We start from the raw sequence: 17,365 nt of genomic DNA, 5'->3' as shown, positions 1-17,365 counted from the left end.
TAACTATCTCCAGTACTTGAAAGGTCACGGTAGCGGTATCCAACACGCTCGAGAGCGCAGTGTACAGATTGCTGCACCACTGTTTCCAGTGCTTGTCCATCTTCGTTTGGTGATTCCGCTAGTGTAACCTGAAACTTTCGTCACCACAGTCGTGTGAATGCTCGTCGGAACTGGGTCGGATTGGCGGCAGCGGACGGGAAGGGTGTGCGTGCCCGCGAAAATGGCAGTGTATGTTTCGCACATGAACTTCGGGCGAAATGTACACCGCCATTTTCGTTAGGAGCGGGATTTTGCCGGTGGGTCTGCGGCAAAATCGCCAGTGGAAGACAGCGAAGCTGGCTGAAACGGTCCCACGCACACCCTTCCCGGGAGCGAAGCTAATTCGGCCCAGTTCCGACCTTCGGTCTAACAGCAGCTTTCATTCCCAGCATCCTTGCGGATGAAAGTTTCATGACTTACGCTGATGGACAGCGTTAGCTGGGAATAACGAACGATTATCGTAAAATTACAACGTTCGTGTCTATATTAGCGAGTTCACCGTGACGCTATGCTATAATAGTTGATAATTATTCTGTCGAAAGGGCGATGATTGTGAGCTGGAAATTACGCCATATAGACTATTTCGTGTTGGTACCGTATCTCGTTTTGTGCGGGATTAGTATCATCATGGTGTACTCGGCAAGTAGTACCTACGTCGTGAACCTGTACCACCAGGCGCCAACAACTTATCTCATCAAGCAGGCAATGTTCGTCCTGGTCGGGCTGATCCTAGTGGCGCTTGTTTTCTTCTTTAAGTTGAAGCATTGGCGTAATCCAATACTCCTGCTAATTCTGTTAGTGTTGACCATTGTCAGTTTGATTTACTTACTCGCCAAGGGCCAGTCGGTTAACGGCGCGAGCGCGTGGATTCCGGTGGGGCCCATTAACATTCAACCCGCTGAGTTTGCGAAGATGGTGGTCATTTTGTACCTCGCACATTTGCTGAGCAATCGGCAGCGTTATATTCAGAGCGTGGGGCCTATCAAAACCATCAAGGTGTCGATTGGACCTTTTCTGACGGTGATGCTGATTATCATTTTGATTTTCATGCAGCCGGATACTGGGGGGATGGCGATTGTGACCGCCATTGCCGCAGTGCTGTTTTTCTCCAGTGGTTTTCCGGTCAAAATTGGACTTAGTGCTTTTGGGATTAGCATTGCTGGGATTGGTGGCATCGTTTATCTCATGTTGACTAAGTTTTCCTCTTTACTGTCGAAAAATTACATGGGTAAGCGTTTCCTGGCAGTCGCACACCCGTTTCAGATGCAGCAAGGTGCTGGGAAACAACTAGTTAACTCCATGTACGCCATCAACCATGGTGGGTGGTTCGGCGTTGGCTTGGGCAATAGTACGATGAAACTTGGCTACCTGCCGGAACCATACACTGACTTTATTCTCGCAATTATTGCGGAGGAGCTCGGCATCATTGGCGCTATCTTTGTGGTGGGACTGCTGTTCTTCCTCATTTGGCGCATCATCTTAGTCGGAATCCGGGCCAAGAGCGTGTACCACACGCTGCTCATGTACGGAATTGCGACCATGATTTTTGTTCAGACGACGTTTAACGTCGGTGCTGTGGTTGGGGTTTTACCGATCACTGGGGTGACACTGCCATTCATCAGTTATGGTGGTAGTAGTTTGCTTGTATTATCAGTAGCGATTGGGCTCGTGCTGAACGTTTCGGCGCGTGAATCCCATCAGCGTGAATTGGAAAGGGATGTTAATGCAGATGCATAAGGTGCTCGTGGCTAACCGCAGTGAAATTGCAATTCGCATTTTTCGCGCGAGTGAGGAATTAGGTCTCAAAACCGTCGGAATCTACGCCAAGGAGGATGGTCTCTCCATTCACCGCTTTAAGGCGCAGGAAAGCTACCTGGTTGGTGAAGGTAAGGAGCCCATCGCGGCATACCTGGACATGGACGACATTATCCGGATTGCCAAGGAAAGTGGTGCAGATGCCATTCACCCTGGCTATGGTCTGCTGAGTGAGAATGCGGAGTTTGCCGCCAAGGTGCGCGCCGCCGGCATCACTTTTGTCGGTCCCAGCACGGAATTATTGCGGACGTTTGGGGACAAAGTGGCGGCTAAGCAAGCCGCTGTTGCAAACGGACTGCAAACCATTCCGGGCACGCCGGAACCAACGGAAGATTTTGCCGAAATTCAGGCGTTTGCCGATAAGTATGGCTTTCCGCTGATGCTCAAGTCCGCCATGGGTGGCGGCGGTCGCGGGATGCGCATTATCCGCAATCAGGAGCAATTGGAAAAGGATTACCCACTAGCAAAGTCCGAAGCCATGACCAGCTTCGGCGATGGCCGGATGTACATCGAACGCTACATCGAACACGCCAAACACATTGAAGTGCAGGTAATGGGGGATAGCCACGGACACCTCATGCACCTCTTTGAACGTGACTGTTCCGTGCAGCGGCGGAACCAGAAGGTCGTTGAAATCGCGCCTGCAGTCGGGTTGCCGCTGGCACTGCGGAACAAAATTTGCACCGCTGCCGCTAATTTCATGGCTGCGATGCACTATGAGAACGCCGGCACTGTTGAATTTCTCGTTGAAGGCGACCAGTTCTACTTCATCGAAGTGAACCCGCGCGTGCAGGTTGAACACACGGTTACCGAAGCCATCACCGGCTTGGATATTGTGCAGGCACAATTGCGGGTTGCCGCTGGGGCTGACTTGCAAGCCGACCTCGGCTGGCCAACGCAGGATGAGCTGAGCTTTAAGGGTGCCGCAATTCAGTGCCGCATTACGACTGAAGATCCACTGAACAACTTTATGCCAGACACCGGGACCATCACGACCTACCGTTCTCCAGGTGGTTTGGGTGTGCGTCTTGACGTCGGGAACGCTTATGCGGGCGCCGTGGTCACACCATTCTTCGACTCCTTGCTGGTTAAGGTGGGGGCAACCGGTTTTAATTTTGAGGCGGCCCGGGCCAAAATGAGCCGGGTACTGAATGAATTCCGGATCATTGGTGTGAAGACGAACTTGCCATTCCTAGAAGCCGTGATTAACCACCCTGTATTCAAGAGCGGCATGGCGGAAACGCGCTTCATTGACAACTCACCAGAACTTTTTGACTTCAGCAAGCCGCGCAGTCGTAGTAATGAACTGATCAACTACATTGGCGACGTGACGGTCAACGGCTTCCAGGGCAAGGAACCGCACAAGCCGCAGGTTTACCAGCAGCTCGAATACAAGCCGTTGCCAGCAGATCAGCAGCCGGCGCGGCAGCAGCCGAACCTCGTGCATCTGCTGGCGGACAAGGGCGCCAAGGGCGTGAGCGACTTCATTCTCCAGCAGCCAGAATTGCTGCTGACGGACACTACCTTCCGTGACGCCCACCAGAGCCTGTTTGCGACCCGCATGCGGACGCAGGACATGTTGCGCGTGGCTAGCGATTTTGAAGCCAGTCTGCCGAACCTGTTTTCTTCTGAGATGTGGGGCGGGGCGACCTTCGACGTTGCCTACCGCTTCCTCGCCGAAAACCCATGGGAGCGTTTGGCCAAAATGCGCCAGGCAATGCCGAACACTTTGCTGCAGATGCTCTTTCGCGGTAGTAACGCGGTCGGCTACAAGAACTACCCCGACAACGTCATCAAAGGCTTCATTCGTGAAGCTGCGAAGACGGGGATTGACGTCTTCCGCATCTTCGATAGCCTAAACTGGCTCCCGCAACTGCAGCCAAGTATTGATGCAGTCAAGGAGACCGGCAAAATAGCTGAAGCCACAATCTGCTACACGGGGGACATCATTAGTGATGCGCACCCACGTTACAGCTTGCAATACTACGTGGATCTGGCTAAGCAGCTCGAGGCCGCGGGAGCCGATATTTTGGCCGTTAAGGACATGGCAGCGTTGCTGACACCTGGTGCTGCGCGGGTTCTGATTGCGGCGCTCAAGGATGCCGTGACGATTCCCGTGCACCTGCACACTCATGACACGACTGGGACCGGGGTGGCAACGTACATTGCCGCCGCCGACGCTGGCGTGGACATTGTGGACGTGGCACAATCTGCATTCGCGTCAACGACCAGTCAGCCAGGCATGGAAAGTCTGTATCACGCGATGCAGGGCAACGCCCGTCAGCCGCAGCTCGATATTGAAGCCGCAGAGCACGTGAGTGACTATTTCCGCCAGATTCGGCCGTACTACGAGGACTTTGCTAACCATGTTTCCGGACCACTCACCAAGATTTACGATGTGGAAATGCCGGGCGGTCAGTACACCAACCTGCAGCAGCAGGCACACAGTTTGGGCGTCAGCGACTTCAACCAGGTGATGGCGAAGTACGCCGAGGTCAACGACTTGTTTGGGGACATCATCAAGGTCACCCCAAGTTCCAAGGTTGTGGGTGACATGGCCCTGTTCATGGTGCAAAATGACTTGAGTGCAGCGGACGTCCTCGAACGTGGCGAATCTCTGGACTTCCCAGAATCCGTCGTTGACTTCTTCCGTGGCCAACTCGGCCAGCCACCGTTTGGCTTCCCGAAGCAGCTGCAAAAGCTGGTACTGAAGGGTGAACAGCCCCTGACGGAGCGCCCCGGTAAGTTGTTGCCACCGGCTGATTTTGACGCAGTACGGCAGCAATTGATTGAGGCTGGTATCAAGAATCCGGACACGCAGGACGTGCTCGCTTACCTGCTCTACCCAGATGTCTTTACGAACTACGCGAAGAACCGGGTGAAGTTTGGTCCTGTGACGCACCTGGACACTCCAATCTTCTTTGAGGGGATGCGGGTTGGTCAGACCATCAATGTGCCAATTACGGATGGCCAAACTTACGTGATTCGCCTGGATGCCATTGGTGAAGCCGATGCAACGGGCTTGCGCACGCTGTACTTCACCGTTAACGGGCAAAAGCGTGAGATTGAATTGCGGGATGCCGCCAACCAGCACGCCGATGGGGCACTGCAAATTGCTGAACCAGGTAACAAGAATCAGGTTGGTGCACCAATGGCCGGCCGTATCTTGCAGGTCATGGTCGAGCCTGGACAGCAAGTGAAGAAGGGTGAGGCACTCTTTGTTTCCGAAGCCATGAAGATGGAAACAACCGTGCATGCCTTGAAGGACGGCACCATCAAGCACGTCTACGTCGAAGAGGGCTCACTGGTCCAAAGCGACGAACTACTAGCAACAATTGCGAACTAAGGAGCGATAGTAATGGACGTACCAAGGAAAAGAAGGGGCCTTATCGTGTGGCTCTACTCTCTGCGGCAACTCAAGCAGTTGCGGCATTACGGGAGCCTCATGTACGCCTCCAAAAAAATGAAGTACGCCGTGTTGTACGTGGATGAGGACGCGATTGCGGAATTGTCCAGCAAATTGGCACACCTGCGCTTTGTGAAGAAGGTTGAACCGTCTGCGCGGCCCGACCTGCGCACGAGCTATTCGAAGGAAACGGCGAACGAAGATTAACCATTGAGGACGGCTGATTGTGGCCGCCTTGAGGAGGATGCGTCAAGTTGGGTCCGGAATTCAGGATTCTGGCTTGGCGCGTCTTGCTTTCGGCGGTAAGCGGCGATTGCCGTCCCACTACATAAGGAGGAAACAACATGCGGGTAATTAGTGGTGAATTCCGGGGCCGCAGACTGGCGATGGTGCCCGGTAACGGTACCCGTCCGACTGCGGACAAAATTAAAGAGTCAATGTTCAATATGATTGGCCCCTACTTTGATGGCGGTCAGGCGCTAGACTTGTACGCAGGGACAGGCGGTCTGGGTATTGAGGCAGTTTCGCGGGGGATGGACCACGCGACGCTCGTTGATTCTGCATACGCGGCTATCAAAACCATTCGGGAAAACGTCGGGCTGACCAAGTCTGAAGACAAGTTCACGGTTTTGAAACAGCCGGTGGAACGCGCTATCAGCAATTTTGCTGCAAGTCAGCAGCAATTTGACCTGATCCTGATGGATCCGCCATACGCTAAGCAAAAGGTGCTCGCGCAACTGGCCGAATTCATTAACGGCGATTTGCTCGCTCCTGGTGCCACGGTGCTGGTGGAAACCGGGACGGACGTTGATTATCCCGAAACGATTCCGGGTTACCAGATTGTGCGGCATCAGACCTATTCCGTGGCGCAAGTGATGATTTTGCGGAAGGAAGATTAGCATGGCAAAAATCGCGATTTTTCCTGGTAGTTTTGATCCGTTTACTAAGGGCCACCTCGCAACCGTTGCGCGCAGTGCTGACCTGTTTGATGAAGTGATTGTGACGGTGATGACCAACACCAGTAAGCAGGCTTTGTTTACGCCTGCAGAGCGGGTGGCCTTAATTACAGAGGCCACCGCGGATCTGCCCAACGTGAGTGTGCAGGCCCATGCCGGTGCCCTCACCGTCGACATTGCGCGTGAACTCCACGCGGGATTCATTGTGCGCGGCTTGCGCAATGCTTCTGATTACACCTTTGAAAATGAAATTGCGCTGGCCAATGCGAAGCTGGCGCCAGAGATTGTGACGGTACTGCTGCCAACACGCGCACCGGAGCAAGGCATTGCCTCCAGTATTGTCAAAGAAGTGGCAACCTTTGGCGGCGACGTGACGGATTTTGTAACTCCGAATGTGGCTGCGGCTCTGCGTCAGAAGATGGGGGCAGCCAATGACAAAACGCAAACAGACTAGATGGCGCAAATATCTCGCTTGGTTCATCGGCATTCTGGTGGTTCTCGGCCTGATTTTTGTCCCGACCAACTACTACATCGAGGTACCGGGTGGTGCTGACGCGCTCAGTAAATTTGTGCACGTTGAGGGTGTCAAGGATCGCGATAAGGGCAGTTACCGGCTCATGACCGTGGGCGTGATTGGTCCGGCGAGTCCGGCGATGCTACTATGGGGACACTTTCAGCCCTTTGCCGATACTGTCAGCAAACAAGAATTAATGGGAAGCAGTAGTTCTGCAGAGTACGATGAGCTGCAAAACTACTACATTAAAGGTGCGGCCAACGCGGCAACCGTTGCGGCGTTCAAGGCGGCGGGCAAACCCGTTAAGTTGATATACCAAGGTATTCTGGTCATGTCGATTCAAAAGAACTCGGCTTTTGCGGGCGACTTGCATCTGGGTGACACCATCACTGCGATTAATGGTGTGCACTACACGAAGGCTCAGGATTACGTCGATGCGATTAAACGCTACAAAGCGGGGACCAAGGTGAGTGTGACCTTCACGCATGCCGGTAAGCGCCAAACGGTTAGCCGGCCGCTGATTCACCTGCAAGGGACGAAGCGAGCCGGACTGGGCATTACTTTAACGGATCACACCAGTGTGCAGAGCACGCCCAAGGTCAAAATCGATGCCGGGAGCATCGGTGGCCCGAGTGCTGGCCTGATGTTCGCTCTGGAGACTTACGACCAGATAAGCGGGCGCGACTTGCGGCGGGGCCGCACGGTTGCGGGCACTGGGACCATTGACGATGCAGGTGTCGTCGGCGTTATCGGTGGTATTGATAAGAAGGTGTACGCAGCCAGCAAGGCTGGCGCCACCATCTTCTTTGCACCAGATGTGCCTGCCACCAAATCTTTGCTGAAGCTAGATCCGACCTACGTCAACAATTACACGGCGGCGAAGAAGGCAGCCAAAAAGATGGGGACCAAGATGAAAATCATTCCGGTCCGCCGCTTGCAAGATGCGATTGATTACCTCGTAAAGAAATAAACTTTCTGAACACCCCGACCGCGGGGTGTTTTTGTGTCTTTTCGCTGAATTAATAGCGAAGGGGGCGATGATGATTGAAGAACAGTTCGAGTTCATCAAGGCAAATTGGCGCTACTTGGCCATCGGTCTAGCCGTCATGCTGGTGTGTGGGGGCGGCTATTTGTGGTATCACAACCAGCAAAATGCACAGCAGAGCAAGTTGATAGCGGCGGCCGCGACAAGTCGGCATGAAACTGTTAAGGCCAGTTCACACGTGACGACGGCCAAATCCGAGCAGGCCTATGTGTACGTTGCGGGGGCGGTCCGCCATCCAGGCTTGTACCCAATTCGGCGCCAGATGCGCTGGGCGGACGTGGTGCAAAGTGCTGGCGGTCTCAGCAAGGACGCCGATGTCAGCGGCATTAATCTCGCTAAGATTGCCAAAGATCAGGAAAATTTGACGGTGCCAACTAAAGGCGCAAGTAGCGCTGCACCACCGGCAGGTAGTTCGGCTGCAGCGGCAACGACAGCGGCGACGAGTAGTGGCGGCGCGGTAAACGCAAGCTCAGCTGCGGCGACTATTGACCTGAATTCTGCGACGACGGAGCAACTACAGACCATCTCTGGCGTAGGTCCAAAGCGGGCACAGGACATTATCGATTATCGCAATCAGCATGGTGGTTTCAAGAAAGTTGACGAACTCAAAGACATTAGCGGAATTGGGGACAAAATTTTTGCGGATATTGCACCAAAGGTTATGGTCGGCCCGTGAGTAGCCAGCTTGTGGGCGGGGTATTGCTGTTGCTGGGGGTGCAGCAGTGCTGCCTGGGACAACCGCTGCTTGGTATTATTTGTGTACTCTTAGGTCTCGGCAAAGCCTGCCGGATGGCACCGGTTCTCTTAGCTTTGATTGTTGCCCTGGGCTTATGTAGTGGCCTTCACGAACGGGCACTCATGCGTCGCCCGCCAGCGCCGCGCGGGGAGGTGACGGTGCAAGCTGCCTCGTGGCAAGTGCAAGACAACTGGGCCAGTTTCAGCGGTCAAGCAGCCAACGGCGTGCCCGTGACCGGCATTGTGGATGTCACAACAAAGCAGCGGCAGGAGATAGCCCGCTTTGCGGGTCCAGTGCGCTTGCGTTGGCTCAAATCAGCGCGGATTGCCGCACCACAAAACTTGGCAGAATTCAATTATCGTACGTTCGCGTGGCAACAAAACCATCAGGCCTACCAGGTAAAGTTGGGCAAGCTACAATTTACACGTGCGGCTGGTGGCGGCTTGTTGAACACACTGCAGCGTTTGCGCTTGGGTATCTTGAGACGCATTGCGCAATTGCCGGATCGCGTTCGCGCATACGCCCAAGCGCTTCTCTTAGGCGTGATGAATGAGGACGCGGCGGATATGCGTACGGATTTCAGCAAGTTGGGTATTTTGCACCTATGTTCAGTTTCGGGACTGCACATCTTCGCCATTGTCGGCCTGGCGTATGGCGTCCTGTGCCGCTTACGGGTGACCAAGGAGGCCTGCGATAACCTGTTACTGGCGGCATTGCCAGCATTACTCATCATTATTCCCATGAGTACTGGCTTGCTGCGGGCGGTGGTGATGCGCATACTCGCAATCGGGGCGAGCAAGTGGCACTTGCCGCTGACCACATTCGATTGTTACTGTCTGGTGCTCGGGGGCAATTTGTTATGGCGGCCACAAATTTTGGCGACGATGGGCGGCCAGCTCACCTATTTACTCACGCTTGTACTCATCGTGTGCGAGCAGGCTGGTGGACTTAAACAGTGCCTCACCATGGCAGCGGTGAGTACACCCACACTGCTCAGTGGCGTGTACGGAGTACACGTGCTCACGTTTTGCTTCAATTTTTTGCTCATGCCCCTGTTTGAGACCGTCATCATGCCGCTACTTCTGGTACTGGTGCTCTGGCCGCACTGCCCGTTGGTGGGGGCAGTGAACCGCGCATTTCTATTTTTAGATCAACTTCTGCACCACTTGGCCGCAATGCCAGGCTACGTGCTCACCGGCCAGTTGCCGGCCATTTTGGCCCTGCTTTTGACGCTGACCTTGTTGCTGTACTTAGGCAAAAAGCAGCGGTGGCCGCTACTTGCAACCATCGCGGTCACCGTTGTGGTGTTGAATTGGCGCCCCAGCTGGCGTGTCAGCATGTTTGCGCTTGGCAGTGGTGAGGCGGTGCTCATTGAGGCACCATTCAAGCGCCAGGCCGTGTTAATTGGCAGCGGCGGGAATGATTTACAACTCAGCAGCCAAAAGGTAGACCGCGTTATCGTCAATTATTTGCACGCCCGCGGGATTGCGCGCCTCGATGCATTGGTGCTGGCACCGGCAACCCGGCAGTACGTGGGGGATGCGCGCCCCTTGATTGCAGCAATGCGGCCGCGGCTGCTGCTGACCACAACCGCTGCAAGTCAGACGCGTCTTGTTCGCCGTGCATTACGGCAGCAGCAGGCGCCAGTGTTGACCGTGCATCCGGGGACTGCACTACCCCTCGGGCGCCTGCAACTGCAAATTCTGGCAACGAGTGGGCGCAAAACGCGGGGTGGCCTGCTAATGTATGCTAAAATTGACAATAAAAATTGGTTGATTAACACGAGTGTCCCTGCCACAGTCCAGCAGGGCGCAGTGCAAACGGCACATTTACCCGTGCATTTTGCCGTTCTGGGTGCGCATGGTGCTCAAGCGGGCGTGAGCGCTGCACTGCTGAAGCAAATGCAGCCACAAACGGTATTTGTTGAGGCACTTACCAGCGGATTTAACAAGTTGCCGAGTGCCATGGTGGCCAGTACGGTGCAGCAGCAGGCGCCACTGCTGCGCACGGATGAGACGGGTATGATCTGGGTTGAAGCAAATACGGTGCATATGTATCGGCGAGAAAATCATGAGTAATCAAAATGGGGGACGATGGCGGCATGCTTAATCTTAAACAGTTAAAACAGCAACTGCAGCAGGGCGAAGTGGCGCCCGTTTACCTGATTCAGGGGGAGGAGTCTGCGGTTGCCGACGCAAGCAAGCGACTCTTAAAATCCTTGATTCCAGAAGACATGCTGAGCATGAATTATGGTGTCTACGATGGTCACGAGACACCGCTTGCTCAGCCCGTCGGTGAAGCGTCTGAACCCCCGTTCTTCGGGGATTATCGGGAAGTCGTGATTAACAACGCCGAATTTTTGACCGCCAGTGGTGCGGGCGCGAAGCAGGAGGAAGCCATCGCGGAATTGGCGGCGTACCTTAAAGATCCGCTGCCGTCTACGATTTTGGTTCTGGTCGTGCCTGGTGCCAAGATTGATGCCCGTAAGAAGATTAGCAAGGCAGTTAAAAAGGTCGCCACGATTATTGATGCCGGTGTCATGACCGAGGACAAAGCCCGCGCGGCAATTCGTGATGATTTACGGCAAGCAGGCGTAAATATCAACGCGGAGGGCATCAACGCGCTGGTTGCGCGGACGCAGGGCGATTATTCCGCAATGGCTGCCGTGCTGCCGATACTAGTGATTTACGGGCAAAACAACGCGGTGATTGACGCAGCGGCAGTCACGAAACTGGTGCCCAAGCAGCTTAGCGACAGCGTGTTCGACCTGGTCAATGCGGTTTTGCGTCGGGATGTAACCGCCGCCTTGGGGCAGTACCGTGACCTTTTGGCACAGAAAGAAGAACCACTGCGGTTGGTGGCACTGCTTGAAGGCCAGTTCCGTCTGCTGGTGCAGATTGCGGCGTTCGTTGCCCGTGGTTACACGCAAGGGGCGGCTGCCGAGCGACTCAGTGTTCATCCTTACCGGGTGAAGTTGGCCTGGCGCACCGTTCAACATTTACGCTCTGAGGATTTGGACGCCGCGTACATGATGCTGGTGAACACAGAGGCGGCGATGAAGCGGGGGACGGTTGATAAGAAGCTCGGCTTCGAACTGTTTGTTTTGCAGTTTGCCGGTAACAACAAAATTTATGGCGCTTAGGATTGAACTTGTAGGCACACAAAAAGCCCGTCGGTCAGACCGGCGGGCTTTAATTGCGTTTACTTGTTGTTCAAAGCTGCAAGACGGCTCTTGTCGCGGCCGGCCTTGTTGCTGTGGATGAGGCCCTTGCTCTTGGCCATGTCGATTGCGCGGGTAGCAGTCTTGAAAAGGTCTGCTGCGTTATCGGCGTTGGTAGCCTTAGCGGCCTTAAAGTTCTTAACGGCAGAACGCATTGCGTTACGCTGTGAAGCATTACGCTGGCGAGCTGCTTCCTGAGTAAGGACACGCTTCTTAGCTGATTTAATCTGTGGCATCTGTTTCACCTCCGAATGGTGATTTTTTAATAAGTTGCAAACTGCCAAGTTTCAACATACGCCATTATACAGAAGGACGCGCCCGCTTGCAATGCAAATCAAAAGCTTTTCTCGGGCAGACTTGCAAGTTTGCGTCCGCTAATGTAAACTTCATAACGTATTGCGAACCCTCACTTAGTCTGACGCTCCACCGGCGTCTTACTCAGTCTCGGGCAATATCAAATAATCTAATTAAGGTGGTATAGCATAATGGCTATCTCTAAGCAGCAGAAGAACGAAATCATCGCTAAGTACGCACGTCATGATGGTGACACTGGTTCACCAGAAGTTCAGATTGCGGTTCTCACCGCGGACATCCTGTCCCTGAACGATCACCTCAGTGTTCACAAGAAGGACCACCACTCATATGTTGGTCTTCTTAAGAAGATTGGTCAGCGTCGTAACCTTCTTGCCTACCTGCGCAAGACCGATGTCGTTCGTTACCGTGAACTCATCAAGAGTCTCGGTCTGCGTCACTAATATTTGTGAACTGCCAAGGGAATCCGGAGCATCTGCTCCGGGTTCTTTTTTATGGACGAAGCGAAGCCGAACGGGTTGATTTTGAGCATTAGCGTAACTTTGGCGGCGGGCGAATAGCCCGCAGACTAAGTTGGGCTAAGCACAGAAAACAATTCGGCGCAGCTCGACTACAACAAACCGTTGGACGAACTGGTGTACAGTAACAAAATCACTGCTTGACGGCGATGCGGGTCGACGCACTGTCGCCCCGCAAAGTGAGTCACTACTGATGCGCACACTGTGGTAGACTAGACACAAGTGCTTTAGTTTCGAGTCCCGAATGGGAAACAAAAATTTTTTGAGGTGAAACAATGACTAAACTGAACTTGGTCGTCCTCGGTGGTGTGCGTGAAAGTGGTAAGAACATGTACGCACTTGAAGTTGACGATCAGATTTTTATTTGTGATTTTGGGCTGAAATACCCAGATAGTGATTTGATGGGGATTGACGTGGTCATTCCAGACATGACTTACCTGCAGGAGAATGCGGATAAGGTTGTCGGTATCTTCTTAACGCATGGGCATGCAGACGCCATTGGTGCGCTGCCATACTTCCTCGCTGACCACAAGGTGCCTGTTTTCGGTAGCGAGCTCACCATTGCGCTCGCCAAGATGTACACGACGCAGCACCCGAAGACTAAGAAGTTCCACAACTTCCACGTCATCAACGAGAAGTCAGCGATTGATTTCAAGAACGTGACCGTCAGCTTCTTCAAGACGACGCACTCGATTCCTGGTTCACTGGGAATCGTGATTGGCACGCCGGTTGGCCAGGTTGTTTACACAGGGGACTTCAAGTTCGACCAGAGTGCAAGCAAAATGTACCAGACCGACTACAGCCGCATTGCGCGGATTGGCGAAAAGAAGGTTCTGGCACTGCTGTCCGACTCGTCCAATGCTGAGTCACCATACCAGACGGCCAGCGAGCGGGAGATTTCTGACTCCATTAATGAAGCGTTCCAGTACCACACGGGCCGGATCATTGTCGCTAGCGTTGCCAGCAACATCATGCGCGTACAGCAGGTGCTGAACGCGGCGGCTGCTAGTCACCGCCGAGTTGTTTTGACCGGCCGCGACGTGGAGAAGATTGTGCGTACCGCGCTCAAGATGAACTACCTGAAGTTGCCAGACCCAGATATTTTGGCCACCACTAAGGAAATGAAGGATTTGGATCCTGAAGCCACAGTTGTGCTTGAAACTGGCCGCATGGGTGAACCTTTGAAGTCTCTGCAGCGGATGGCCAGCTCACGGCATCGCTCCGTTTCCATTACGGATGGCGATTTGATCTACATCGTATCGACGCCTTCCCACGCAATGGAAACTACCTTGGCCCGCACCAAGGACCTGATTTACCGTGCTGGTGGTGAAGTGAAGACCGTCTTCGATAAGGCGCACGTTTCTGGGCACGGGTCCAAGCAGGACCTGCAGCTGCTCATCAACATGCTGCACCCTCAGTACCTGATTCCGGTTGAAGGTGAATACCGGCAGCTCGCCGCCCATGCGGAAGTTGCTGGTGAAGTCGGTTTGGATGCCGAGCACGTCATTATTCCGCGGATTGGTGACATCATCAGCCTGAACAAGGGTAAGCTCAACATTTCTGGTTCAGCACCAGCGGGGAACACCATGATTGACGGCATTGGTGTCGGCGACATTGGAAACATTGTGCTCCGCGATCGCAAAATGTTGTCTGAAGATGGCATCATGATTGCCGTTGTGACGATTGACCGCAAGAAGAAGCGCGTTGTGGCTCGGCCGAAGATTCAAAGTCGCGGTTTTGTTTACATTAAGACCAGCAAGGACCTGCTTGCTGAATGTGGCAATATGGTGGCAGACACCGTGCAAAAGGATTTGGACAATAAGGAATTCGATTGGGGTCACCTGAAGCAGAATGTGCGCGACGCTTTGTCCCGTTTCCTGTTTGAACAAACTAAGCGGCGTCCGGTTATCCTGCCAGTGATTATGGAAGTTAGCCAGAACAGCGCTAAGCGGCAGTAGGTGCACCAATGGGGAAGCTGCTGAAGTTTTCAGAAGAGGCCGACCTGGATCAATTGCGTAAGAATGCCTATGCGCGCTATGACGCGGGTGAGTATCGCAACGCAATCGATTTGTTTGAACAGTATTTTGCCGCTGGGGGCAACCCCAGCGATATGGTGCGAGAACGCAAAGCGCTGGTACGTTTAGGGCGTGCCTACCTCAAAGTTAGTGAAAATCAGGCCGCTGAAGACCTAATTTATCGCAATCTTGACGCACTCTGCGCACTGCAGTTCGGCCGGACGTTCTTGATGGACGCGGGCGTGGCGCTGCCGAACTTCGAATTCTGTCAGCGCGCAATTATCAATGCCTTTGACGAAGACGAAGCGGATTTATTTACCATCCGTCTCGACAACGTGACGGCGACTTACACCAAAGCACACTCGCGGCTGATTGCTGATACCGTGCGGCGGGTGAGTCATCTTGGCGGCTTTCCTCTGTACGAGCAGGAACAGATCTTGCGAGCAGAGCTACCGCGTATTCCGGTGACGGCGGCTGGTCCAGCCGTTGTGGCCGCGTTGCGAGATGACAGCATTCACCCATTTGTACGCACCACCTTGATTGTGTGGGCGCGAGTTCTCGGGGTGAATGAAGAGCTTGCACTTCAGATTGCGGATAAGCATTACACCTATAATCCACATTTTGCCAAAGCGCTGGGGGAGGATTCAGTTTCCCAGGCAGTGCGCGGGCAGGTGCGTCAGCAGGCACCGGAGTTTCCAGACGAGATGGTGCAACTGATGCTGGGCATGATTTATCCTCTTACTGAAAAATTAATTTCAGATCCCGCAAAATTCGCAACAGCGCTAATTGGGCGTGATACGGGGGACGAGAGCACGGCGGAACTCTTAAAATGGATGAATTCGCAGGCCGAAATCGTCAGCAATGGCCTTAATTGATGAAAATCGTATGATAACGGTCATTACTTGGTTTACATGGGTATGAAAACCCGCTATAATCTCACTTGGAAATTGTTTCCAGAAGAAATACATCTTTGTGTTTCTGAATAATATGTAGTACACTAATACGTAAAGAATTCTCGGGATAGACGACTGTCCTGGTTTCTTACAAAACACTCAGGAGGTTCGTTTTTTCATGGCTGAAAAAGAACATTACGACCGCACCAAGCCACACGTTAACATTGGTACGATTGGTCACGTTGACCACGGTAAGACCACTCTGACCGCTGCTATTTCTAAGGTACTTGCTGACAAGGGTCTTTCAAAGGCTACTGACTTCGCAAGCATCGATGCTGCGCCAGAAGAAAAGGAACGTGGTATCACCATCAACACGGCCCACGTTGAATACGAAACTGAAAAGCGCCACTACGCGCACATCGACGCCCCAGGGCACGCTGACTATGTCAAGAACATGATCACCGGTGCTGCCCAGATGGACGGTGCTATTCTCGTTGTTGCCGCAACTGATGGTCCTATGCCACAGACTCGCGAACACATTCTGCTCGCTCGTCAGGTTGGTGTTGACTACATCGTTGTATTCCTTAACAAGACTGACCTTGTTGATGACGACGAACTCGTTGACCTCGTTGAAATGGAAGTTCGTGAACTTCTCAGCGAATACGATTTCCCTGGTGACGACATTCCTGTTATCAAGGGTTCCGCACTCAAGGCTCTTGAAGGCGACCCAGAACAGGTTAAGGTTATCGAAGAACTCATGGACACAGTTGACGAATACATCCCAACTCCAGTTCGTGACACTGACAAGCCTTTCCTTATGCCTGTTGAAGATGTCTTCACAATCACCGGTCGTGGTACCGTTGCTTCTGGTCGTATCGACCGTGGTACCGTTCACGTTGGTGACGAAGTTGAAATCGTTGGTTTGAAGCCAGACGTTCTCAAGTCCACTGTTACTGGTCTTGAAATGTTCCGTAAGACGCTTGACCTTGGTGAAGCTGGGGACAACGTCGGTGTTCTCCTTCGTGGTATCAACCGCGACCAGGTTGAACGTGGGCAGGTTCTGGCTAAGCCAGGTTCAATCCAGACTCACAACAAGTTCAAGGGTGAAGTCTACATCTTGACAAAGGACGAAGGTGGCCGTCACACGCCATTCTTCTCCAACTACCGTCCTCAGTTCTACTTCCACACGACTGACGTAACCGGTGTCATCGAACTTCCAGATGGCGTTGAAATGGTTATGCCTGGTGACCGTGTAACCTTCGAAGTCGACTTGATTGCACCAGTTGCTATCGAACTCGGCACGAAGTTCACCGTCCGTGAAGGTGGCCGTACTGTCGGTGCCGGTGTTGTTACCGAAATCCTCGACTAATAACACCTCGAAAAAGCATCTGCCTTTGGCAGGTGCTTTTTTGTTGTGCTGATGATTTTGTCGCCGTCCGTCAGCGTAAGTCCGTGCCCGCAAGGGTGAGTTTTGCACTTTAAGCAGTTTTCATAACGCCGCAAGGCGGTGGGGTCGGCAACTCCGGTGGTGTTGCGCTTGGGCTGCGCTCCGGGAACTACGTCGGGCGGGGATCGCTTCAGCCCGCTATCGCGGTCTTCCGCTGGCGGAGTTGCCGCAAGAACAGCGTCAACTCCGCGCTCCCGAGATGATTGTGTGCAGCCACGACGGCAAGTGCGGCCGTCCTGTCTCCAGACAATCATCTTTTCGCCCGACTCCGTTCCCTGCGCTTCGCCCAAGCGCACCACAATCTCCGTGGCCGACACGTTATTGAGTGGGGACAGTACGACTAACGATTGCGCGACGGTTACGAGTCACATTGACCTCAATTAGAGATTGAAATCACGGTGACAGAAGGTGTTGGGTCATTGTCACTGTGTCTGCCGGTTCGTTGATGT

At 53.4% G+C, this 17,365-nt stretch carries 14 protein-coding genes; 13 read left to right on the top strand and 1 reads right to left on the bottom strand.

What is annotated here, in order from left to right; genetic code table 11:
• The first annotated feature begins 591 nt into the window (after positions 1-591).
• The 9 genes from EKM97_RS06740 to holA all read left to right on the top strand — a co-directional run bounded on the left by EKM97_RS06740 (position 592) and on the right by holA (position 11,653).
• Positions 592-1,776, top strand: coding sequence for an FtsW/RodA/SpoVE family cell cycle protein (locus EKM97_RS06740; protein WP_225419233.1), 1,185 nt, complete (start codon positions 592-594; stop codon positions 1,774-1,776).
• Positions 1,769-5,200, top strand: a complete 3,432-nt coding sequence (locus tag EKM97_RS06735) for a pyruvate carboxylase (protein ID WP_125571648.1) — start codon at positions 1,769-1,771, stop codon at positions 5,198-5,200. The genes EKM97_RS06740 and EKM97_RS06735 overlap by 8 nt, the downstream gene beginning before the upstream one ends.
• A gap of 12 nt (positions 5,201-5,212) precedes the next feature.
• A complete protein-coding gene (locus EKM97_RS06730) occupies positions 5,213-5,467 on the top strand; it encodes a YlbG family protein (protein ID WP_125571630.1) in 255 nt (84 codons plus the stop codon).
• Between the two features lie 137 nt (positions 5,468-5,604).
• Positions 5,605-6,159 (top strand): 16S rRNA (guanine(966)-N(2))-methyltransferase RsmD, encoded by a 555-nt coding sequence (gene rsmD / locus EKM97_RS06725; RefSeq protein WP_125571629.1) that lies wholly within the window; start codon positions 5,605-5,607, stop codon positions 6,157-6,159.
• A 1-nt stretch (position 6,160) separates the two neighbouring features.
• Positions 6,161-6,670 (top strand): pantetheine-phosphate adenylyltransferase, encoded by a 510-nt coding sequence (gene coaD / locus EKM97_RS06720; protein ID WP_125571628.1) that lies wholly within the window; start codon positions 6,161-6,163, stop codon positions 6,668-6,670.
• On the top strand, positions 6,648-7,700 hold the full coding sequence (locus EKM97_RS06715; protein WP_125571627.1) for a SepM family pheromone-processing serine protease: 1,053 nt from the start codon (positions 6,648-6,650) through the stop codon (positions 7,698-7,700). Before coaD ends, EKM97_RS06715 begins: the two co-directional genes overlap by 23 nt.
• A 67-nt stretch (positions 7,701-7,767) precedes the next feature.
• Entirely contained in the window at positions 7,768-8,451 is a 684-nt protein-coding gene (locus EKM97_RS06710; RefSeq protein ID WP_125571626.1) for a helix-hairpin-helix domain-containing protein, read from the top strand.
• A 182-nt stretch (positions 8,452-8,633) separates the two neighbouring features.
• On the top strand, positions 8,634-10,589 hold the full coding sequence (locus tag EKM97_RS06705) for a ComEC/Rec2 family competence protein (RefSeq protein ID WP_164507466.1): 1,956 nt from the start codon (positions 8,634-8,636) through the stop codon (positions 10,587-10,589).
• A 23-nt stretch (positions 10,590-10,612) separates the two neighbouring features.
• On the top strand, positions 10,613-11,653 hold the full coding sequence (gene holA, locus EKM97_RS06700) for a DNA polymerase III subunit delta (RefSeq protein ID WP_164507465.1): 1,041 nt from the start codon (positions 10,613-10,615) through the stop codon (positions 11,651-11,653).
• Between the two features lie 59 nt (positions 11,654-11,712).
• Here holA and rpsT read toward each other — a convergent pair whose 3' ends face one another.
• The gene (gene rpsT / locus EKM97_RS06695) at positions 11,713-11,967 is read right to left on the bottom strand and encodes a 30S ribosomal protein S20 (protein ID WP_125571623.1); all 255 of its coding nucleotides are present in this window, start codon (positions 11,965-11,967) and stop codon (positions 11,713-11,715) included.
• A gap of 249 nt (positions 11,968-12,216) precedes the next feature.
• On the opposite strand from rpsT, the gene rpsO reads away from it, so the two are divergent.
• From rpsO to tuf, 4 genes are all read left to right on the top strand, one after another.
• Positions 12,217-12,486 (top strand): 30S ribosomal protein S15, encoded by a 270-nt coding sequence (gene rpsO, locus EKM97_RS06690; protein ID WP_125571622.1) that lies wholly within the window; start codon positions 12,217-12,219, stop codon positions 12,484-12,486.
• A gap of 350 nt (positions 12,487-12,836) precedes the next feature.
• Positions 12,837-14,519 carry a ribonuclease J gene (locus tag EKM97_RS06685; RefSeq protein WP_125571621.1) on the top strand — a complete coding sequence of 561 codons (1,683 nt, stop codon included), beginning with the start codon at positions 12,837-12,839 and terminating at the stop codon, positions 14,517-14,519.
• An 8-nt stretch (positions 14,520-14,527) separates the two neighbouring features.
• Positions 14,528-15,451: a hypothetical protein gene (locus EKM97_RS06680; RefSeq protein WP_125571620.1), complete on the top strand. Its 924-nt coding sequence runs from the start codon at positions 14,528-14,530 to the stop codon at positions 15,449-15,451.
• Between the two features lie 196 nt (positions 15,452-15,647).
• Entirely contained in the window at positions 15,648-16,838 is a 1,191-nt protein-coding gene (tuf, locus tag EKM97_RS06675) for an elongation factor Tu (RefSeq protein ID WP_125571619.1), read from the top strand.
• Positions 16,839-17,365: the final 527 nt, after the last annotated feature.

The organism is Lacticaseibacillus songhuajiangensis (assembly GCF_003946025.1).
GTDB lineage: Bacteria > Bacillota > Bacilli > Lactobacillales > Lactobacillaceae > Lacticaseibacillus > Lacticaseibacillus songhuajiangensis.
This window is presented reverse-complemented; position numbering and strand designations above follow the sequence as displayed.